The organism is Shewanella corallii, assembly GCF_023349125.1.
Lineage (GTDB): Bacteria > Pseudomonadota > Gammaproteobacteria > Enterobacterales > Shewanellaceae > Shewanella > Shewanella corallii.
Map to the genome: position 1 here is coordinate 1 of NZ_JAKIKT010000015.1, position 21869 is coordinate 21869.

The 21869-nt window shown below is 52.3% G+C and carries 18 protein-coding genes and 1 tRNA gene; 10 read left to right on the forward strand and 9 right to left on the reverse strand.

The annotated features are described in order from the left end of the window. Positions 1-27 precede the first annotated feature (27 nt). Both L2725_RS21995 and L2725_RS22000 read left to right on the forward strand, forming a co-directional pair. Positions 28-104: transfer RNA gene (locus L2725_RS21995), tRNA-Asp, on the forward strand. Between the two features lie 546 nt (positions 105-650). Next, complete coding sequence (locus L2725_RS22000; protein ID WP_249250944.1) at positions 651-1925, forward strand: CinA family nicotinamide mononucleotide deamidase-related protein; 1275 nt, start codon at positions 651-653, stop codon at positions 1923-1925. A gap of 137 nt (positions 1926-2062) precedes the next feature. On the opposite strand, the gene L2725_RS22005 is transcribed toward L2725_RS22000, so the two are convergent. From L2725_RS22005 to argE, 3 genes are all read right to left on the reverse strand, one after another. Next, entirely contained in the window at positions 2063-2605 is a 543-nt protein-coding gene (locus L2725_RS22005) for a YceB family lipoprotein (RefSeq protein WP_249250945.1), read from the reverse strand. Next, entirely contained in the window at positions 2602-5232 is a 2631-nt protein-coding gene (gene ppc / locus L2725_RS22010) for a phosphoenolpyruvate carboxylase (protein WP_248937792.1), read from the reverse strand. Before ppc ends, L2725_RS22005 begins: the two co-directional genes overlap by 4 nt. A 139-nt stretch (positions 5233-5371) precedes the next feature. Beyond that, a complete protein-coding gene (argE, locus tag L2725_RS22015) occupies positions 5372-6532 on the reverse strand; it encodes an acetylornithine deacetylase (protein ID WP_249250946.1) in 1161 nt (386 codons plus the stop codon). A 286-nt stretch (positions 6533-6818) separates the two neighbouring features. Here argE and argC point away from each other — a divergent pair, with 286 nt between their 5' ends. The 5 genes from argC (at position 6819) to argH (ending at position 12331) form a co-directional block, all read left to right on the forward strand. Then, a complete protein-coding gene (gene argC / locus L2725_RS22020) occupies positions 6819-7811 on the forward strand; it encodes an N-acetyl-gamma-glutamyl-phosphate reductase (RefSeq protein WP_249250947.1) in 993 nt (330 codons plus the stop codon). A gap of 46 nt (positions 7812-7857) precedes the next feature. Next, positions 7858-8649, forward strand: a complete 792-nt coding sequence (gene argB / locus L2725_RS22025) for an acetylglutamate kinase (protein WP_249250948.1) — start codon at positions 7858-7860, stop codon at positions 8647-8649. Between the two features lie 84 nt (positions 8650-8733). Continuing rightward, positions 8734-9645, forward strand: coding sequence for an ornithine carbamoyltransferase (locus L2725_RS22030; RefSeq protein WP_249250949.1), 912 nt, complete (start codon positions 8734-8736; stop codon positions 9643-9645). Positions 9646-9719: 74 nt separating this feature from the next. Beyond that, positions 9720-10934 (forward strand): argininosuccinate synthase, encoded by a 1215-nt coding sequence (locus tag L2725_RS22035; RefSeq protein ID WP_115138882.1) that lies wholly within the window; start codon positions 9720-9722, stop codon positions 10932-10934. 32 nt (positions 10935-10966) lie between these two features. After that, a complete protein-coding gene (gene argH / locus L2725_RS22040) occupies positions 10967-12331 on the forward strand; it encodes an argininosuccinate lyase (RefSeq protein ID WP_249250950.1) in 1365 nt (454 codons plus the stop codon). Between the two features lie 72 nt (positions 12332-12403). Here argH and L2725_RS22045 read toward each other — a convergent pair whose 3' ends face one another. From L2725_RS22045 to gmk, 6 genes are all read right to left on the reverse strand, one after another. Then, on the reverse strand, positions 12404-14077 hold the full coding sequence (locus tag L2725_RS22045) for an AMP-binding protein (RefSeq protein WP_249250951.1): 1674 nt from the start codon (positions 14075-14077) through the stop codon (positions 12404-12406). 171 nt (positions 14078-14248) lie between these two features. Next, positions 14249-14944: a tRNA (guanosine(18)-2'-O)-methyltransferase TrmH gene (gene trmH / locus L2725_RS22050; RefSeq protein WP_249250952.1), complete on the reverse strand. Its 696-nt coding sequence runs from the start codon at positions 14942-14944 to the stop codon at positions 14249-14251. A 68-nt stretch (positions 14945-15012) separates the two neighbouring features. Continuing rightward, positions 15013-15396: a RidA family protein gene (locus L2725_RS22055; protein ID WP_115138878.1), complete on the reverse strand. Its 384-nt coding sequence runs from the start codon at positions 15394-15396 to the stop codon at positions 15013-15015. 18 nt (positions 15397-15414) lie between these two features. Continuing rightward, the gene (gene spoT, locus L2725_RS22060; RefSeq protein WP_115138877.1) at positions 15415-17520 is read right to left on the reverse strand and encodes a bifunctional GTP diphosphokinase/guanosine-3',5'-bis pyrophosphate 3'-pyrophosphohydrolase; all 2106 of its coding nucleotides are present in this window, start codon (positions 17518-17520) and stop codon (positions 15415-15417) included. Positions 17521-17544: 24 nt separating this feature from the next. After that, positions 17545-17823, reverse strand: coding sequence for a DNA-directed RNA polymerase subunit omega (gene rpoZ / locus L2725_RS22065; RefSeq protein ID WP_115138876.1), 279 nt, complete (start codon positions 17821-17823; stop codon positions 17545-17547). 60 nt (positions 17824-17883) lie between these two features. Continuing rightward, positions 17884-18507 (reverse strand): guanylate kinase, encoded by a 624-nt coding sequence (gene gmk, locus L2725_RS22070; RefSeq protein WP_115138875.1) that lies wholly within the window; start codon positions 18505-18507, stop codon positions 17884-17886. Between the two features lie 242 nt (positions 18508-18749). On the opposite strand from gmk, the gene L2725_RS22075 reads away from it, so the two are divergent. From L2725_RS22075 to L2725_RS22085, 3 genes are all read left to right on the forward strand, one after another. After that, the gene (locus L2725_RS22075; RefSeq protein ID WP_249250953.1) at positions 18750-19799 is read left to right on the forward strand and encodes a hypothetical protein; all 1050 of its coding nucleotides are present in this window, start codon (positions 18750-18752) and stop codon (positions 19797-19799) included. Between the two features lie 87 nt (positions 19800-19886). Further along, positions 19887-20753, forward strand: coding sequence for a nucleotidyltransferase family protein (locus L2725_RS22080; protein WP_249250954.1), 867 nt, complete (start codon positions 19887-19889; stop codon positions 20751-20753). Beyond that, on the forward strand, positions 20746-21825 hold the full coding sequence (locus L2725_RS22085; RefSeq protein WP_249250955.1) for a phosphotransferase enzyme family protein: 1080 nt from the start codon (positions 20746-20748) through the stop codon (positions 21823-21825). The genes L2725_RS22080 and L2725_RS22085 overlap by 8 nt, the downstream gene beginning before the upstream one ends. Positions 21826-21869: the final 44 nt, after the last annotated feature.

Genomic DNA, 21869 nt, shown 5'->3' on the forward strand with positions numbered 1-21869 from the left:
TAGGTCATTGCCAAGCGCCAATTTAGTGGAGCGGTAGTTCAGTTGGTTAGAATACCGGCCTGTCACGCCGGGGGTCGCGGGTTCGAGTCCCGTCCGCTCCGCCACTTACAATGAAGCCTCGTCAGAAATGACGAGGCTTTTTTGTATTTTCAGAATTACACGAGCGGTAGTTCAGTTGGTTAGGCTCTTTGTTTAGAGAAAGTCGGTCTGTCACGCGTGCCGAAGGCACACGGGTTCGAGTCCCGTCCGCTCCGCCAACTTAAGATGAAAGCCTCTGCAGCAATGCAGAGGCTTTTTTCGTTTATCCGGTCTTTGTACTCGGTGTTGTGGCGTCGCGGATAAATCCGCCCCAGCTACGCGCTGATCTACACGGATGTAGAGAATGTAGAAAACGTCTGGAACGGTTTTCTGCCGTAAGCTTGTGGCTGCGCCACACTCGCCCACAAACTTAAGTGAAAAGCCTCATCTTCGGATGGGGCTTTTTGCGTTTTGTTTCCCACGACGGAGCCCTGCGGACTCCTGTCCGCTCCAGCCTTTCTTCATCCGTACTTTTGTTTACAGTCTGCTTTATGTAGATGTCGTCATACTCTATTGCTATCTGTCATAGCCTCTCTTACCTTTACCTCAATTAAATCATTCAGGGACAGACAATGAAGCTTGAAATGATCTGCACCGGCGAAGAGGTGCTGTCGGGACAAATAGTGGATACCAACGCCGCCTGGTTTGCCGATACCATGATGGATGAGGGTATTGAGGTTGCCCGCCGTATTACTGTGGGCGACAGATTGGAAGATCTGGTAGAGGTGTTTCGTGAACGTAGCTTACATGCTGATGTAATTCTGGTTAACGGTGGCCTGGGTCCTACCACTGATGACCTGTCAGCACAGGCCATGGCTGAGGCCAAGGGCGAACCCTTGGTGGAGAACACTGAGTGGCGTCAACGGCTCGAGGATTGGTTCAGCAAACACAATCGTGTGATGGCCAGGAGTAACCTCAAACAGGCCATGCTTCCAGAATCAGCGGTTATGGTGGATAACCCTGTGGGGACTGCCTGTGGCTTCAGAGTTAAGCTTAATCGTGCCTGGTTGTTCTTTACGCCTGGCGTACCATTTGAGCTTAAGCACATGATTCCCGAGCAGTTCATTCCTTTTATCAAGCAGGAGTTTCAGCTTGATACCGCCACTAAGGTAAAGAAGCTGCTGACTCTTGGTCAAGGCGAGTCCATGTTGCAGGACAAGCTGTCTGAGTTGGAACTGCCTGAAGGTGTCACTCTGGGATATCGCTCCAGTATGCCCTACATCGAGATCAAGCTGTTTGCCCGTGGTGAAGCTGCGATCGCTGCATTGGATGCTTTGGTTGGCAAGATACACTCTATTCTGGGGACAGGTGTTGTTGCTGAAGATAAGCCATCACTGGCGGAAGAGCTCCATCATCTGCTGTTGGCCAAAGGGAAAACTCTCAGTGCCGCAGAATCCTGTACCGGGGGCATGTTAACCAGTCAGTTGGTGGCCTTTCCCGGTAGCAGCGCCTATTTGATGCAAGGCCTGGTGACCTACAGCAATGAAGCCAAGGTCAAAATCCTGGGGGTGAAGCCTCAGACGCTGGATGATTTTGGGGCTGTGTCTATTGAAACCGTTGAAGAGATGGCTGCAGGTGCCAGAGCGTTACTGGACAGCGACTATGCGCTGTCCACCAGTGGTATTGCCGGCCCCGATGGCGGCACTGACGCCAAGCCTGTCGGTACTGTGGCCATTGCTCTGGCGACCCGCTATGGCGTATACAGTCAGATGATTAAGTTACCCAGACGATCCCGTGAACTTGTCAGGCAACTCAGTAGCGCCGTTGCCTACGATATGCTGCGTCGTGAACTGCTCGGCGAAGCGCCAATTGTTGATTACGACTCCATTGGCCGTTTTGCCAAGTAAGTCGTTACTCACTGTTTTATAAGCTAACAGATAATAAAAAAGCACAGTCCTTTCTATTTCGAGAGTGACTGTGCTTTTTGTTATAAGACTTAACCTGTTTGGCTGGCCAGCCATACTAAAAGCGCTTATTTAAAGCCTTACTTAAATACCAATACCAGCTTACCGGGTTTCACCTTAATCTCTTCGGTGAGATTGGCCAGCATGGCCTGGTTGGTCTCCTGACGGTTCAACACATAGACAGGCTGAGTTTCCAAAAAGCCTCTGATATATCGCATCAACTCAGGCGCGACGCCCTTGATAGCCACTTCCAGATCTCTGGGGTTGGATGCCACCTTGGTCAGCTGCAAATCTTTCAGGTAGATCCCCTGGTTGTGCTTGTCATACCAGGGCTTGGCCTCAAACTCAGCTGTCAGGGTCGCTCTCAGCGGCAGCAAAGGGTTGCTGATGGTAATGCTGGAGTCAGCCAGCACTGTCATGGTATCCGGCTTTTCACCTAAACGTACCTCAACCTGGTTTAGTTTGAGGTTGGCTGAGACTATGCCGCTGCCCTGTTTAACGTCGAAACTGATCTCCTTGTTGAGATAGTCTGTCAGTTCCTGTTGGCTGATACTGTACTGAGTGGCACAGCCGGATAAGAGCATTAATCCGGCAGCCATCAGTGGTAGTAAAACTCGCTTCATCCTGTGTTTCTCATTCCCGCGGCAACACCCGCAATAGTTAGCATCAGTGCCAATTGTACATTGTCTGAGGCATCTTCTTTACGGGTACGGGCCAGAAGTTCCGTCTGCAGGAAGTTCAATGGGTCGATATAGGGGTTTCTCAGCTGCACTGACTCACGGTTCCATGGAGTGTGAGACATCAGCTCATCTGTGCCTGTCAGCTCCATAACCGCTTCGATACCCAGCTGCAGACGCTCTCTCAGAGTAATGCCAAGATGATGCAGCGCTTGAGGGACCAATACGGTTTCATAGTAACGGGCCAGATTAGGTTCTGCTTTGGCATACACCATCTCCAACATGGAGAGACGGGTATCGAAAAATGGCCAGGCAGCCATCTCCTTCAGCAGGTCGGCTTCGCCACGTTCCATGGCACTGCGCAGTGCTTCGCCGGCTCCCAGCCAGGCAGGGAGCATAAGTCGGTTCTGAGACCAGGCAAAAATCCACGGAATAGCACGCAGGCTTTCGATACCACCATCGACTCTGCGCTTGGCCGGACGACTGCCCAGCGGCAGTTGACCCAACTCCACCTCAGGTGTCGCGGCGCGGAAGTAGGCGACAAAGTCAGGCTCTTCGCGCACTACCTTGCGGTAAGCGCCTACTGACTCATCGGCAATGCGCTGCATGCAGTCGCGCCACTCTGGCTTTGGCTCTGGTGGAGGCAGCAAGGTCGCTTCCATTACTGCCGAGGTATACAGGGCCAATGATTGAACCGCCAGTTTAGGCAGGCCAAATTTAAAGCGGATCATCTCACCCTGTTCGGTCACCCTAATACGGCCATCCACTGAGCCCGGAGGCTGGGACAGAATTGCCTGGTGAGCAGGACCGCCGCCCCGGCCAATGGTGCCACCGCGGCCATGGAACAGATTGAGCTTCACCTGAGCATCGCGGCATACCTGTACCAATTGCTCCTGCGCTTGATATTGGGCCCAGGCTGCCGCCATCACACCGGCATCTTTTGCAGAGTCAGAGTAACCAATCATTACTTCCTGCATGCCTTTGGTATAGCCTCGGTACCAGTCAATCGCCAGTAGCTCACGGATACAGTCGGCGGCATTGTTCAGATCATCCAGGGTCTCAAACAGTGGGACTACACGGATAGGGTGGCGACAGCCGGTTTCTTTCAGCAGCAGCAGTACTGACAGTACATCCGATGGCTTGCCAGCCATGGAGATAACATAGGATCCCAGAGCGCTTGCTGGTTGAGAGGCGACTTCACGACAGGTCGCCAGTACTTCTGCAACTTCGTCTGAAGGGCACCAGTCAGCAGGTAGCAATGGGCGTTTGCTGGAGAGTTCACGCAGCAAGAAGGCCTGTTTTTCGGTTTCTGACCAATGGGCATAGTCGCCCATACCCAGATAACGGGTCAGCTCAGCAATGGCATCGCTGTGACGCTCAGCATCCTGACGAATATCCAGTCTCAGCATATGAATGCCAAAACAGGCCAGACGACGCAGCATATCCAGCAGCAAGCCATTGGCGATCAGGCTCATACCGCAGTCGCACAGACTCTGATAGATCTGATTCAGCGGTGTTTTCAGATCATCTTCCTGCCAGATGATGGTAGCCATATCCACTTCAGGCTTGTGACCTTCGAGGCGCAGGTTCAAATAATCTATGGTGTTACGCAGCTTTTGGCGCAGATCTCTGAGAATGTCCCGGTACGGCTCATGGCTGTTATTGGTCAGCGCTTTGAGCTCTTCGTTGGCTTCTTCCATCGACAGTTCGTTGACCAGCAGTACCACGTCTTTCAGATACAGGCGGGCCGCGGTATGACGATTACGATCCAGTACTTCGGCGGTGACTTTTGCGGTCACGAATGGGTTGCCGTCGCGGTCGCCCCCCATCCAACTGGAGAAGCGAACCGGAGCGATATCTATAGGGATCTTTTTGCCGGTACGCTCTTCAATCTGATCGTTCAACTGACGCAAAAAGTCAGGTACAGCCTGCCACAGTGAGTTTTCCACAGTGGCCAGCCCCCAGCGGGCTTCATCCACTGGCGTGGGGCGTTCATTACGGATCTCATTGGTGTGCCAGATCTGGGCGATCAACTGACGAAGTCTCAGGTTCTGAGCCTTGCGTTCGCGATCGCTCAGTTGCTCGTTTTCCAGGTTGGTGAGGCAATCAACCACAGCGGTATATTTTTGGATAAGAGTGCGACGGGACACTTCTGTCGGGTGCGCCGTCAGTACCAGATCGATATCCATGTTGCCGAGGCATTCCAGCATCTTGTCTTCATCTATGCGGCCATTGAGCATGCGGCCCAGCAGCAGATCCACAGGATCCGGTACACAGATGATCTCGTCACAATTGCGGCTGATGGTGTGGAACTGCTCGGCAATGTTGGCCAGGTTCAGGAACTGGTTAAAGGCTTTGGCAAAAGGCACCAGTTCGTCATCTGGCATAGCGGTCAGGAGATTCAGCATCTCCTCACGAGCCGCTTCATCACCCTGACGGGATTGCTTGGCCAATTGGCGGATCAACTCAATCTTTTCGAGGAAGGTCTCACCCAGATCGCCCTTCATGGTATCGCCCAGGATCTGCCCCAACATACTGACGTTGGATCTCAGTGAGGCGTACATATCTGTCATATTTGCTCCAGAAATATCACATGCGTTGCTTAGGTTCAGGCACTGGCCTGAAGCAGGATACAATTCGCAACTGCTTTTGGTTTTCAGATCATCATACCTCGCTGCGACGCCCTGTACAGCGGCGAATGCGGTCTCAAGATTATTTCATGCAAGCGTTATAAATCAGCTCCTTAAGTAAGCTAATGGTGGGCTTGATAAAAGCGGTATCCAGATACTCATCAGGCTGGTGTGCCTGCTCTATGCTGCCCGGCCCAAGCACCAAAGTTTGGCAACCCAACTGCTTAAGGTAGGGGGCTTCTGTAGCGTAGTTAACCACTTCTGGCTGATGGCCGGAAAGTCTGGCGACATCATGTACCCATGGGGTGTCGCAATTGCCATGAAATGCTTCCGAACCTGGATATAGGTTGAAGATATCCAAAGTGCCCGGGTACTCATCCTGAATTGGGGACAGATACTGGCGCAGCAACACTTCGAGGTCTTCCAACGGAATGCCGGGAACAGGACGGATATCCATATGCAGTTCACAGCAGCCACAAATTCGGTTGGCGGCATCCCCGCCATGGATATGCCCCAGGTTCAATGTTGGGTAGGGGACACTGAATACTGATTCATTGTAGTTGGCCTTGAGGTGCTCCCTAAGTTTCAGCAACTGACTAATTGCCAGGTTCATCACTTCAATGGCATTCAGTCCTCTTTCCGGATCTGATGAGTGACCACTGCGACCGGTAATACGTATACCTTTGGCCAGGTGCCCCTTGTGCATATACACAGGGCGCAGGCCGGTGGGTTCACCGATAACGGCATAGTCCGGCTGAATGCGACCTTCAGCGGCAAAGGCCTTGGCACCGTTCATAGTGGTTTCCTCGTCGGCGCTGGCGAGAATATAGAGAGGCTTCTTCAGCTCAGTCAGTGGCAGTTCCTGCACAGCAGCCAGCACCAGAGCGAAGAAACCTTTCATATCGCAGGTCCCAAGCCCATACCAACGTCCGTCTTTCTCTGTCAGGGTGAAGGGGTCACTGCTCCAGCGAGCATCATCATAAGGGACGGTATCAGTGTGACCGCTGAGCAGTAGCCCGCCAGTGGGATTGCTCGGTGGTACTATGCTGGCCAGCAAATTGTGCTTGCCGCGGCTGTTAAATACGCTTTGTACCTGGCACTGAAACCCCAAATCTGTCAGCCACTGATGCAGGAGTTCAATAACAACCTGGTTGGATTGATCCTGCTCAGCCTCCAGTGAGCTGATGGAGGGGGCTGCGATCAGAGACTGAAAACAGCTCTGCAGATCCGGAATTTTTTTCATAGGGTCATTCCAAATAATGATAAAAATAGTTATTCACTTGTGTTGAATAATTAGTTTTCTGTGTTAGTCTGTCAACCAGATTGAATATTTACCATCTTTGAGGCTGTAAAGTGAACATGGAATTTTGCTGCCTGGCGCTGTTAAACACTGCCAGTACAAAAGCGGACTTCAACAAAGAATCTACCTTCCTGCGACGATAATCCTTGTCATCGGCACTTTGCCATGGGCTTTTGCTGTGCCCACTATTTTTTTCCTTTCTACCCTATTGATAAACAAGAAATACTAAATGAAAAACATAGCCATTATTGGGGCCAGCGGCTACACAGGTGCGCAGTTGGCAGCCCTTTTGTCTCAGGAAAGTGAGTTCTCTATCCAAGGCTTGTATGTCTCTGAGCAAAGTCAGGATTTGGGTAAGTCTTTGAGTCAGCTGTATCCGGCATACCAGACTCTGAAGCAGCCACTGAAGCCGCTGAGCAAAGAGAATAAAGCGACCATTATTGAACAGGCTGATGCTGTTGCATTGGCCACCGACCATAAGGTCAGTGCGGATTTGGTGGCCTGGCTGGCTGAGCAGGGCAAGCCGGTATTTGACCTCAGTGGGGCATATCGGTTCAACGATGCCAGCGTGTATCCCCATTGGTATGGCTTTGACCACCCGCATCCACAGCTGCTTTCCAGTGCAGTGTATGGCCTGGCTGAATGGCAAGAGGAAGAGATTGCCAAAGCCGATTTAATCGCCGTTCCAGGCTGTTACCCCACCGCATCATTGCTGGCATTAAAGCCGCTGGCAGGTTTGCTGGACAAACAGATTCGCCCGGTGATTAACGCTGTCAGCGGCGTTAGCGGTGCCGGTCGTAAAGCTCAAATGAATACCAGCTTCTGCGAAGTCAGCCTGACGCCTTATGGTGTGCTGGGCCATAGACACCAACCGGAAATCTCCAGTCAACTGGGCTGCGAAGTGATCTTTACTCCGCATCTGGGCAATTTCAAACGGGGCATTCTTGCCACCATCACCACCAAGCTGGAAGCAGGAGTTACTGCCGCTGATGTCGCTCAGGCTCTGAGCTGTTATGACGATGCTGAGCTGGTGCATGTGTTGCCGCAGAGCTTCCCCAAAGTGGACGACGTCGCTGGCACTTCTCAGTGTTTGCTCGGTTGGAAGTATGACGAACAGAGCCAGTACCTGGTGATTGTCAGTGCCATAGATAATTTGATGAAGGGGGCTGCCAGTCAGGCTTTCCAGTGCATAAAAATTCATTTTGGTAAAGTTGGTAAATAGACCGCCACTGGGCAGTCAGTCATAGGCATAGGTTGAGGAATTCAGGATGTCATCAGCGAAACAAAAAACACTGGTGTTGAAGGTTGGCGGCGCTTTGCTTGAGTGCGATATGGGTATTGCTCGTTTAATGCAGACTGCGGCCAGTTTACTGGAGCAAGGCAAGTCCTTGGTCATAGTCCATGGGGGCGGCTGTATTGTAGATAAGCAGCTGCAGCTCAATGGCATGACCACAGAAAAGAAAGAGGGATTGCGAGTGACTCCGCCAGAGCAGATGCCGATTATTGCCGGCGCGTTGGCAGGCAGTGCCAACAAATTACTGCAGTCGGCTGCCAGGGCTGCCGGGATTCACAGTGTTGGCTTGTGTCTGGGCGATGGCGATCTGCTTAATGCCGAAATCAAAGATGAGCAACTGGGTGCCGTGGGCCAGGTCACTGGCGGCAATCCGGCTTACCTGAATTTTATTCTTGCGCAGGGCTGGTTGCCCATTATCAGCTCCATTGCATTGGATATCGATGGACAGCTGCTGAACGTCAATGCGGATCAGGCAGCGACAGCAGTGGCCAAACTGGTGGATGGCAAGCTGGTACTGCTGTCCGATGTGTCAGGTGTCCTTGATGGTAAAGGCCAATTGATCCCAAGTTTGAATGCCGCCGAGATTGCTGATTTGGTGAAGCTGGGAGTCATTGAGAAGGGCATGAAGGTCAAGGTTGAAGCAGCGTTGGAAGTCGCCCAGTGGATGGGGGAGGCGGTACAGGTCGCTTCCTGGCGGGATGCGGCTCAGATGCTGGCACTGACCAAAGGCGAATTGATAGGTACTCAAATTCAGCCACAGCTGTAAGCCGGTATCGGTCAGATTGAATCACAACTTAAGAATGCAAAATCAACAGACAAGAAAAGCGTAAGGGCAAAGAGGGAGAGAGGCATGGATCACCTGCTGACATTGAAAGACTTAACTCAAAAACAGTTTCTGGATCTTCTGGCTCTTGCCAAAGAGATCAAAGCCAATCCGCAGGATTACAGTCAGGCGCTGGCCGGTAAAAGTGTGGTGATGCTGTTTGAAAAGCCTTCCCTGCGAACCCGGGTCAGCTTTGATATCGGCATTAGCAAGCTGGGCGGCCATTGCCTGTATTTGGACCAGCAAAATGGAGCCCTGGGAAAGCGTGAATCTGTCGCGGACTTTGCCGGCAATATCTCCTGCTGGGCCGATGCCATTGTTGCCCGTACCTTTAGCCACAAGACAATCGAGGGTCTGGCTGAGCACGGCAGTGTACCTGTGGTGAATGCCCTGTCAGATCTCTATCACCCCTGTCAGGGGCTGGCAGATTACCTAAGTCTGGCTGAGAACATGGATGATCTGAGTCAGCTTAAGCTGGCCTATGTGGGTGATGGCAACAATGTGACTCATTCATTGATGTTTGGCGCGGCGCTGTTGGGTGCAAAGATGACAGTGATCTGTCCTGAAGGTCATTTCCCCGATGGTCTGGTGGTCACTCAGGCTCAGGAGCTGGCGGCAAAGTACGGTGGTGAGTTGGTGCTGACCTCTGATGTCAATGAGATTGAAGGTCACGATGCTGTGTACACGGATACCTGGATCTCTATGGGCGACAACACCTCCATGGAAGAGATAGAGGGCAAATTCGCTCCGCTGCAGGTGAACGCTGCACTGATGACCAAGGCTGGTGCCAAATTCTTTATGCACTGCTTGCCTGCTCACAGAGGTGTAGAGGTAACAGATGAGGTGATGGATGGTGAAGGTTCACTGATCCTGACCCAGGCGGAAAACCGCATGCACGCTCAGAATGCTCTGCTGGTGACTTTGCTGGCGGCTAAGTAACGGCACAACACAAATAACAATATTCAGTCGGACGCAAAGACGAACGGCCCCTACAAGTAAAGGATAGAAAGACGATGAACGATAAGGTGAAAGTCAAAAAGGTAGTACTGGCTTACTCCGGTGGACTGGATACTTCGGCCATCATTCCCTGGCTGAAAGAGACCTATGACAACTGTGAGATTGTGGCCTTCTGCGCTGATGTAGGGCAGGGGGAGGAGGAGCTGCAGGGGTTGGAGGCCAAGGCGCTGGCGTCAGGTGCTTCTGAGTGTCATATCGTGGATCTGAAAGAAGCCTTCGTCGAGGAGTATATCTATCCCACCATAGCAACAGGTGCGATCTACGAGGGCACTTATCTGCTGGGAACCTCAATGGCCCGGCCGATTATCGCCAAAGCGCAGGTGGAAGTGGCCCGCAAGGTGGGCGCTGATGCCCTGTGTCATGGTTGCACCGGTAAGGGTAATGATCAGGTTCGTTTTGAGGGCTGTTTCGCTGCGCTGGCACCTGATCTGAAAGTGATCGCCCCATGGCGTGAGTGGGAAATGGTTAGCCGTGAAGATTTGCTGGCCTACCTGGCTGAGCGTGACATTCCGACCACAGCCTCTGCCACCAAGATCTACAGCCGTGATGCCAATGCCTGGCATATCTCCCACGAAGGTGGCGAGCTGGAAGATCCCTGGAATGAGCCGTCCAAGCAGGTATGGACCATGACAGTTGACCCGCAGGATGCGCCGGACGCACCTGCTTATGTGACTCTTAAGGTGGAAAACTGCCGTATAACCCAGGTGAATGGCGAAGCTATGAACCCTTATCAGGCATTGATGACACTGAATGAGATCGCCGCAGCCCACGGTGTGGGACGTATTGATATTACTGAAAACCGTCTGGTGGGCATGAAATCCCGTGGCTGCTACGAAACGCCGGGAGGTACAGTGATGTATGCCGGTCTGCGTGCCATTGAGGAGCTGGTGTTGGACAAGTCCAGCCGTGAGTGGCGCGAGCAGATCGCTGCGCGTATGGCGCACCTTGTGTATGACGGTCGCTGGTTTACGCCTTTATGTGAGTCACTGCTGGCAGCTTCAGAGTCGCTGGCTGCACTGGTAAACGGTGAAGTTGTCGTGAAGCTCTATAAGGGTCAGGCAACTGCCGTTAAGAAGCGCTCTCCCAACAGCCTGTACTCCGAAGCCTTTGCTACATTTGGTGAAGATGATGTGTACGATCAAAAGCATGCTGAAGGCTTTATCCGCCTTTACTCTCTCGCCAGTCGCATTCGTGCCCTGAACGAGAAGTAACCCAGTAAGCATCAAAAGCATAGGAGACAGTCATGGCATTATGGGGCGGTAGGTTCAGCGGTGAGAGCAGTGCTCTTTTCAAATTATTTAACGACTCCTTGCCGGTGGATTACCGCCTGGTGGAGCAGGATATTCAGGGCTCAGTGGCCTGGGCGGCAGCTCTGGTCAAGGTTGGGGTACTGACCGAAGCTGAAGGTCAGGATCTTAAAGCGGCATTGGGTGCCTTGTTGGTGGAGGTTGCTGAAGATCCTCAGCAAATCATTGCCAGCGGCGCTGAGGATATCCACAGCTTTGTGGAGCAGGCGCTTATCGACAAGGTGGGCGATCTGGGCAAGAAACTGCACACAGGGCGTTCCCGTAATGATCAGGTCGCCACAGACCTTAAGCTCTGGTGTAAGGCTGAAGGTGAGGGGATTAGCGAGCGTTTGACCAAAGTCAGATCTGAACTGATTGAGCTGGCTAAACGTGAACAGCAAGCCGTGATGCCGGGTTATACCCATTTGCAGCGCGCCCAGCCTGTAACCTTTGCTCATTGGGCGTTGGCCTATGTGGAGATGTTGGAGCGGGATATCAGCCGTCTTGATGACGCTTTGAGCCGGCTTAATACCTGTCCGCTGGGATGTGGCGCCCTGGCTGGTACAGCCTATCCGATCGACCGTTATGAGCTGGCTGCCAGTCTGGGGTTTGCAGCGCCAACCCTGAACAGTCTGGACTCGGTTTCCGACCGTGACCATGTGGTGGAGTTGTGCTCCGCTGCCTCCATCAGCCTGATGCACTTAAGCCGGATGGCGGAAGATTTGATCTTCTTTAACTCTGGAGAAGCTGGATTTATTGAGCTGGCAGATGATGTCACCTCAGGTTCATCCCTGATGCCACAGAAGAAGAATCCGGATGCACTGGAGCTTATCCGCGGCAAGGCGGGTCGGGTCTATGGCAGCCTGGTGGGAATCCTGACCACAATGAAAGCTTTGCCACTGGCCTATAACAAGGATATGCAGGAAGACAAAGAGGGGCTGTTTGACGTGATGGATACCTGGAGTATCTGTCTTGATATGACGGCGCTGGTACTCTCCGGTCTTAAGGTGAAGCGTGACAACACCAAAGCGGCTGCTCAACAGGGCTACGCCAATGCCACAGAGCTGGCGGACTATCTGGTCGCCAAGGGCATGCCGTTCCGTCAGGCGCACCATGTAGTGGGTGAGGTTGTGGTTAAGGCGATCGCCGATGGCGTGGCCATTGAGGATATGACACTGACGACACTGCAGGGCTTTGCCGATGTGATTGAGCAGGACGTGTATGAGATCCTGACGATAGAATCCTGTCTGAATAAGCGGGACGTGCTCGGCGGCACTGCACCCAATCAGGTCGCTGCCGCCCTGGCTGCTAAGGCTCGTTAATTTTGTCAATAACGCGATAAAGAAAGCGCACCTTATGGTGCGCTTTTTAATTGCGGTTTATCAGGGGGACGATCAGCGTTTGGCCTGGTCAACCTCATCTTCCCAAACAACCTTGGCTCCACGAACACCGTCAACTTTCTCGCTGAAGAGTTTTTCCAGCACGTGGCGTTTGATTTTCAGTGTTGGCGTCAGCACATCGTTTTCAATCGTCCATGGCTCATTGACGACCACCACAGCATCTACGGTTTCATGTGATTCCAGATGCGGGTTAACACTATCCAGGGTTTCTTTAAGTGACGCGCAAACATGGTCTCTCGCCTGGCTGGAAGCTCCCTCAGACAGCTGCACCAGAGCGACAGGGTGAGGCAGACCTGAACCGATGACACAAATAAGTTCAACGTGCTCATCTTGGGCCAGCATGCGCTCGATAGGCACAGGTGCAACATACTTACCTTTGGCCGTTTTGAAGTTGTCTTTCACTCGGCCAGTAATGCTGATGCATCCATCTTCATCTATGGCGCAAACATCACCTGTATGGAAGAAACCATCGGCGTCGAATGCGGCTTCAGTGGCCTCTGGCTGCAGGTAATACTCCCGCATCAGTCCCGGGCTCTTGATCATCAATTCATCTTTTTCCCCCATCTTCACCTGGCAGCCCTCTACCGGCTTACCCACGGTGCCCAGCTTATTAACGTTGAAGGGATGGTTGATGATTGAATAAGCGCAGTTTTCTGTCATACCCCAGGCTTCACAAATATCTATACCGATACTGTGGTACCACTCCAGCAGTGAAGGGGGAATCGGTGCACTACCGGAACCGTGCAAACGACATTGCTCCAGACCAAGGCCTTTTTGGATTTTGCGTTTAACCAGAGAGCTGAGCAATGGGATTTTCAGGAACAGCTCCAGCTTTTTGGCACTGCCCACTTTGGTAATAATGTTCTGCTGGAACAGACTCCACAAACGTGGCACCGAGAAGAATACGGTTGGGCGGCAGCGCTGTACGTCAGCCACAAAAGAATCCAGACTTTCCACAAAGGCGACACTGGAACCCGAGTAGAAAGAGGAGCCTTCAATGGCAACTCTTTCAGTAATATGTGCCAGTGGCAGATAGGACAAAAGTCTATCTTCACCATGGGTTTTCAGATCTCTTACGACAGTTTGGCAGGTCCAGGCATAGGCACTGAAGGTTTGCACTGCACCCTTGGGTTTACCGGTCGAGCCAGAGGTATAGATGATGGTCATCACCTGCTCAGGCGTTGGCAAAGGCGCTTCTGTCAGAGGGGTACCCAGCTCCAGTAAACGCTCCCAGCTATATTGTGCTGGCATGGTGTCGTAAGGCATAGCCAGGCGCAGAATCTCGCCCCCCACGCCATGCTCCTGATCTTTCCAGTAATCCAGCTTGCCAACGAATATCGCCTTGGCGCCACTGTGCTCCAACACATACTGGATGGTATCGGCATTGGCCGTAGGGTAGATGGGAACACTTATGTAGCCGCCATGCATCAGCGCCAGATCGGTAATAAACCATTCTGCACAGTTTTTGGAAAGCACAGCCACCTTGTCACCGGGCTGCAATCCCAAATGTCTTAATGCGCCGGCAATCTGCTGCATTTGGGTTTGAACATCCCGCCAGCTGAACTCTTTGTACTGGCCATTGATGGGTTGCTTTAGATAAATGCTGTCGCCCTGGATATCGACCCAGTGTGACAACATCTCTACCGGTGTCTTGATTGCAGTTTCCATTAGCAGGTCTCTTTGTGGTTTCTTGTTGTTTTTATTGGTATTAGCTGACTGTCAGTGTCACCGAAACAGTATGGCGATTTTTGTGATCGACCGCAAACTTTTGGTCTGACCAGATGAATTCGGGTTAGTCTGCAGCGAGCCAATAATAGCTTGTATATACAAGCTGATGGGTCAGACCTCTGTAGGCTGTACCTGCCTCATCTGTGCCCACCAATCATCATCTGCGGCTATCTGGCCATGTTCATCCAGCTCAGGGTAGGGCAGTGATTTTCGACGGCAGGCTTTGGCATAGATGGGGTGACCATTTTCAAACAGCATTTTATGGCAGTAGGCGTCATCCAACTTACGTTGGCCATACATACCGGCGGCAAGACGCTGACTCTGGGCTTCATACATCAGCAGGGCTGCTGCGACGGAAACATTGAGTGATTGCACCATACCTACCATGGGAATAGTGATGTGGTAGTCGGCACGGCTGGTGGCGCACTCGCTGACGCCGTCTCTCTCATGCCCCAGTACAAAGGCGGTGGGCTTGGTGTAATCCAGCTCTCGATAGTCGACGGCATCCGGTGTCATACCTGTAGTGACTATCTGCATGCCCTGACCCTGAATCACATCCAGCGCCTGATGAATGTCCTGGTACTTGTGGGTCTTTACCCATTGCTGACTGCCGGAAGCGGTATTACCTGAAACCCACATAGCGGGATCGGGCCAAACAGCGTGGACTTGATGGATACCAACGGCATCTGCGGTTCGCACCAGGGCGGCGATATTGTTGTTCTTGTGGACCTGATCCAGACATATGGTCAGATCAGGCTGCCGGTTGTCCAGCATCTCGTTGATGCGGGCGAAGCGTTCCGGGCTCATGACAAAATCCTTCTAAACGACAGATAAACAAAAGGGCGCCAATGCGCCCTTTAAATATACAGTATTACCTACAGCTCCATCACGCCGTCCATTTCGACCAGCGAGTCCTTCGGTAGTTGCTTTACACCAATGGCGGCGCGTGCAGGATAAGGCTGCTGGAAATAGCGGCCCATGACTTCATTGACAGTGGCAAAGTTGCTCAGGTCTGTCATAAAGATATTCAGCTTAACGATATCGGCCAGCGAGCCTCCGGCGGCTTCGCAAACGGCAGTCAGGTTTTCAAATACCTGTACCACCTGAGCTTCAAACTCGTCGGAGACCATCTGCATGGTAGCGGGATCCAGCGGAATTTGACCGGACAGGTAGACGGTTGAACCGACTTTAACCGCCTGGGAGTAGGTGCCGATAGCCTGGGGAGCCTTGTCAGTTGCGATGATGATCTTTTCTGCCATTGGATATTATCCTTGTTATCAACGGTTTCGAGAGGTACGCAATACTTCCGGTAATACCCGGATCCGGCGCATTACGTTGGCCAGATGGACCCTGTCATGAACAGAGATCCTCAAATTAATCAGATAGACACGACCGTCGCGCTCTTCCGTGCTCAGGTTGTGAATATTGGAGCCTTCGGCGGCAATAATTGAGGTGATCTTGGCCAGTGCGCCCTGATGGTTAACGATCTCAATACGCAGGTTGGCCTGATATTCTGCGCCGTCCACATTGTCCCACTGCACTGGAATATACTTTTCCGGCTCCAGCTGGTAGCCACGAATGTTGGCGCAGTTTTCCATATGCACCACCAAACCTTTACCTGGGCTCACGTGGGCAATCACAGTATCGCCGGGAATGGGGCGGCAGCAGTTGGCAAAGGTCACCAGCATGCCTTCAGCGCCACGGATCGGCATCAGGTTTTGCTCGCCTTTTGACTCAGGCTCAGACTTACCAAGTAAACGTTGGGCGATCACTACGCTCATGGCGTTGCCCAGCCCGATATCCGACAGTAACTCTTCAAAGGTCTCGTGTTTGGTTTCAGCTACCACCTTGGTGATCTGCTCTGGGTCGATCTCTTCCAGTTTCACTCCATCCAGAGCGTGGTTGAGCAAACGTTTACCCAATGCCACAGCGTCGTCGGCAGTCAGGCTCTTTAGCAGCTGACGTATCTTGGAGCGGGCTTTGGCAGTCACCACAAAGTTCAGCCAGGCCGCGTTGGGGCGACTGTGCTTGGAGGTAATAATCTCGACTGTCTGACCACTTTTGAGCGGCTGACTCAGCGGATAAGCCTGACGGTTGACCCTGGCGCCGACACAGGAGTTACCCACATCGGTATGAACTTCATAGGCGAAGTCCACGGGGGTCGCACCCAGAGGCAGTTCAAGGATGCGGCCGTCCGGCGTAAATACGTAGATCTCTTCCGGGAAGAGTTCAGTTTTAACGTTTTCCACAAATTCGTAGGAGTTGGTCGCGCTTTGCTGCAACTCCAGCAGGCTCTGCATCCATTTACGGGCGCGAACCTGAGTAGTGGTACCTTCCTCTGCCTGTGGACTACCGTTTTTATAGATCCAGTGAGCAGCAACCCCTTTGTCGGCCATCTGATCCATATCTTCGGTACGGATCTGAATTTCAATAGGGATACCACGGGAGCCAATCAGCGAGGTATGCAGTGATTGGTAACCGTTGGCTTTGGGGATGGCGATATAGTCTTTGAAGCGTTTCAGCTTGGGCTTGTACAGGCTGTGCATGGCACCCAGTACCCGATAACAGGTATCAACGCTGTCGACGATAATACGAAACGCATACAGATCGGCAATCTCGGTGAAGGACAGCTCTTTGTGACGCATCTTGTTGTAGATGGAAAAGAGGTTCTTCTCCCGGCCCTTAACATCGGCTTTGATACCGTTGTCTTCCAGGCGGGTGACAATCGCGTCGTAGATATTGTCGATGATCGCTTTGCGATTGCCACGGGCACTGGTGAGTGCACCTTTGAGTGCGCGGTATCGCATGGGGTAATAAGCCTGAAAACCCAGGTCTTCCAGCTCATTTTTAATATTGTGAATGCCAAGACGGTTGGCAATGGGGGCGTAGATCTCCAGCGTTTCTCTGGCAATACGGCGACGTTTGTCAGGGCGCAGAGCGCCGAGGGTGCGCATATTGTGAGTGCGGTCAGCCAGCTTGATCAGAATGACCCGGATATCCTGGGTCATGGCCATCACCATCTTGCGGAAGTTTTCCGCCTGGGCTTCTTTCTTGTCGCGGAATTTCAGCTTATCCAGTTTGGATACGCCTTCCACCAACTCTGCCACCGAGGCACCAAAAAGCTCCGCTAAATCCTGAAAGGTTACGGAGGTATCTTCAATGGTGTCGTGTAATAGAGCGGCCATCAGCGTCTCATGGTCGAGACGCATTTCGGCCAGGATGCGGGCTACCGCAACCGGATGGGTAATATAAGGTTCGCCACTGGTACGCATCTGCCCTTCATGGGCATCTTTTGCCACCTGATAGGCCTGCTTGAGTAATTCAACTTGCTCGGGCTCTAAATACCCGGACGCAGACTCCTTGAGACCTTCAAACAGATACAAGCAGCTCTCCTTACATTACAAAAATTACAGCGAACGGCCTTCTGCGATTGCGGTAACAGCAGCCAGTTCGGCAGCTTCGCGTTCACGTACACTCTGACGCTCATCTGCATCCAGAGTCTGGGCGTTAACCAGGCCCAGTTCAATTTCACGCAGGGCGATAACAGTAGGCTTATCGTTCTGCTCTTCAACCATTGGGTCTTTACCCTGAACGGCGATTTGGCGAGCGCGACGCGCTGCAACCAGGATCATGTCAAAACGGTTGCCGATTTGCTTAGCGGCGTCTTCAACAGTTACGCGAGCCATGTATTGAAACTCCAGTATTTTCGGGTGGAAAAAATGACGCAAAATTGTACATGAAGGCAGTTATTCTGCCAACAGATCATTAAGCATACCACTGTGGGTGCGGATCTGACCAGCGGCTGTCAATCGCTGACTGCGAATGATAGTGCGTAAGTCATTCAAAGCTGTCTCAAAGTTATCATTAACTATGATGAAGTCATATTCAGCATAGTGGGACATTTCAGAAACTGCCTGGGCCATACGACCGGCAATCACCTCTTCGCTGTCCTGACCCCGACCGGTCAAACGGCTTTCCAGTTCAGCGCGGGAAGGTGGCAGAATAAAAACGCCAACGGCTTCCGGCATCAGGGCTTTTACCTGCTGGGCACCTTGCCAGTCGATATCCAAAAAGACATCAATGCCCTGGGCCAGAGTTTGCTCAATCACTGTGCGCGAGGTGCCGTAGTAGTTACCGAAAACTTCAGCCCACTCGTAGAAGGCACCTTCTTCAATCAGTGATTTGAATTCTTCTACCGATACAAAGTGATAGTGTTGACCATCGACTTCACCCGGACGGGGCTGGCGAGTGGTATGGGATACAGACACCTGCATATCCTTCGGCTTGTCAGACAGCAAAGCCGAAATCAAAGAGGATTTTCCTGCTCCACTGGGGGCAGAAACAATAAACAAATTACCACGCGCGCTCATAGCCAATATCCGCTATCAAAATTAAAGAATAAATTCAGAATAGCCAGATATTATAGCTGGGTGAGTGGCCCCAGTACCAGAGTTTGACGCAGGCTTATTGGCATCGGAGTGAGCTTTGCCCTTGCTCTGGAGTGAAATTGCCTGATAACCGGGGTCAAATCGCTAATTGATTGACGGGCTGGGCTGACAGCGTCCAAGGGATGTTTTAAGCTGCCAGCAATTCGAATAAAAGGAGTGATAGCTTGTTCAGGTCGTTGTTTTGTCTGAAGGGGACTGACACCCGTAGTCGTTTTCTTGCCATTTGTGCTGCGTGCTGGGCCTTGTTGTTAATTCTGCCTGCATTGTTTGGCATCTCTCCATTATTGCTGATCCTGGCTGCGCCACTCTGTTTTGTCATCTTTGCCGCCAGCCAAAGAGCAGGCAGCAAGGCTTCGGTGTATGGTTTGGTGTTAAGCGGCCTGTATCTGCTCGCCTGGGTTTTGATGGTATTTGGTGTTGCCTCGGGTGCATTGATTACCGCTGTGGTTGCTGCCGCGCCCACTGTTTTGATTACCAGACAGACTTTAGCTGTGATTAAAGGGGCTGAGCAGGGATATTTGGCACCGGGGAAAAATGTACCGACATCGGCTGGCCGCAGGCGTCGTGAACCTGTATTTGGTGAAGCCGGTGATGAGTATGCAGAAGATTTTACCGCCTGTGCCGATGATGCCATTGAAGATGAAGTTGATGCCGTCCGCAGAGAAAGGCCGACACCGGCAGATCCAATTGCAGAACTGAAGGCTCTGTTCGCCGCCAACCCCAGATTGCTTCCCGGCGCTGCGATAGCCGTGGCTGCCGTGATAATCCTGTCAGCGGCGGTCTCTCTCTGGCCTCAAGGTGCTGAAGAGACTCAGATGGATGAGATCACTGTGCAGCAACCCACTGAGCCAGCTGCAGCCAGAGATGAGGTTAAGCTCCCGGATGGTTTCTCATTGGGGCTGGTGGACGGCCGACTGGTGATGAGCTGGTTGGGTGATAAAGGTGAAGCGGGTGAGCTATGGTCTCTGGCCAGCGCCAAAGGTGATGAGCGCTGCTCCGTGCTGAAGTTCAATAATGGCAGCGAGTATCGCCCGGTGTCAGTACTTATGACAGCTGACACTGTTACCGAAGCCTGGTTCTCTCCGCTGGATGCCAGGGCAGTTATTCAGGATGTGGCGATGCGGGGCAATGCTCAGCTGTGTGGTTACAAGTTTTCTTTAAAGGGCACTCAATCAAGATTGGAAGCCCACAGGGCTTTTGCCCCCTATCTGTAAATGCTTTAAACTTCCCGCCTTAACTGAATCAACAGCCGCTTTATGCGGCTGTTGTGTTTCAACAATAAAATTAAAACGAAATTCCAAATGCGCAATTCAGCAGAGCTTACTCTGGTCATTATGGCTGCCGGTATGGGCAGTCGCTTCGGCGGCGATAAACAGTTGGCCAACCTTGGCCCAAATGGCGAAACCATGTTGGAACTGTCGCTTCAGTCTGCCTATAAGGCTGGTTTTCGCCGCAGTGTGTTGGTGATCCGTCCTGAGCTGGAATCAACCCTGTCTGCTCAGTTGGCAGAGGTGATGCCTGCTGATTTTGACTATCACTTCTGCTATCAGAAGCTTGATGATCTGCCGGTCACTGTGGATATCAGCCACAGAAGCAAGCCCTGGGGTACAGCCCATGCACTTTATGCCGCCCGCCATTTGGTGGAAGGGCCGCTGGCGGTGATCAACGCAGATGATTACTATGGTGACTCAGCGTTTACGGCTCTGGTGAATGGTTTGAGCGCCACGGATGACTGGCTGATGGTTGCCTACCCACTGAATCGCACTTTGTCGGAATTTGGCGGCGTTAACCGTGGTGTTTGTCAGGTGGCTGATGAGCAGCTGACCAGCGTCGCCGAATGGCTGGATATCCGCCAGGAGAGTGCTGTTCTGAAGGGCGAGCTGGATGGGCAGCGTTTGGAAATCAGCAAGGATGCACCTGTGTCCATGACCTGTTGGGGCTTCAAAGCCAATATCTTCCCCATGTTGGAGTCGGCATTGGCAGAGTTTGCCAACACGTCCGCCCATCTTGAGAAGTCTGAGTGTTTTCTGCCAACGGTAGTGCAATCAGCCATAGATAAAGGTCAGGTTGTCAGAATTGCCGTGGCACAGGACAACTGGCTGGGTGTGACCTATCCGGAAGATGCCAGCTGGGTAAAACAAAAATTAATGGAGTTAGCCGGTGAATGAGTTTGTATGGCAGCAGGTTCTGCCTCACTTTGGAATGACCAGAGACGAAGCCAACCAGGATGCCAAAGTAGCACCACTGGGCAATGGCCATATCAATGATACCTTTCTGGTGCGTTCCGAGACCGGTGACTTTGTTCTACAGCGCCTGAACACTCAGGTATTCCCAACGCCATGGGGATTGGTGGGTAATGCTGGCATTATCAGTGAGCACCTGTGTGCCAAGCGCGACAGTGGTGACTATCAGTTGCAGGTGGTGTGCCCTCATAAATGCAGCAACCAGGAACTGGGTGTTGATTTGGGTGAGCAGGGGTTCTGGCGTGCCATCAGCTATCTGCCATACAGCCACAGCATCGAAGTGGTTGAGTCAGCTGAACAGGCAGAAGTTGCGGCGCACGCCTTCGGCCACTTTGCCCGTAGCCTGAGCGATCTGGATGCCAATCAAATCCACGATGTTATCCCTAAATTCCATTTCCTGCCGGGCCGGATTGAAGCCCTGAGGGAGGCTGCCGAAAAGGATCCTTTGGGTCGGGTTGAAGCCTGTCGCGAGTGGGTAGAGTTTGCGCTGGGCCAGACAGGTCTGTTTGATGAGTTGCGGGAACTTGAGCCCAAACTGCCCCTGCGTATTTGTCATAATGACACCAAAATCAATAACATGCTTTTTGATAAGCGGGATATGAGCGCGATGGCGATCATTGATCTCGACACCTGCATGAAAGGTCATCTGATGTATGACTTCGGTGATATGGTGCGTACCTTCTGTTCGCCGGAAGCTGAAGACTCAACAGCGCTGGACAAGGTGCTGGCCCGTCCTGAAATCTTCGCTGCGCTGGCGGCCGGTTACACTAAGGCTATGGGTGAAGTGCTGACCGAGGCTGAACGTCAGAGTTTGTGGCTGGGTGCCCGTATTATGCCTTTGATGATTGGGGTGCGCTTCCTGACGGATCATCTGTTGGGTGACACTTACTTCCATATTCATCGCGATAACCACAATCTGGATCGCGCGGCCAACCAGTTTAGCCTTTATCAAAGCCTGCTGAGCCAACAGGATGTGTTGAAGCCTATGTTAGGCTAGCTAAAATTAGCGGTATCAATCAAAAAGCCCCGCAGGTATTGCCT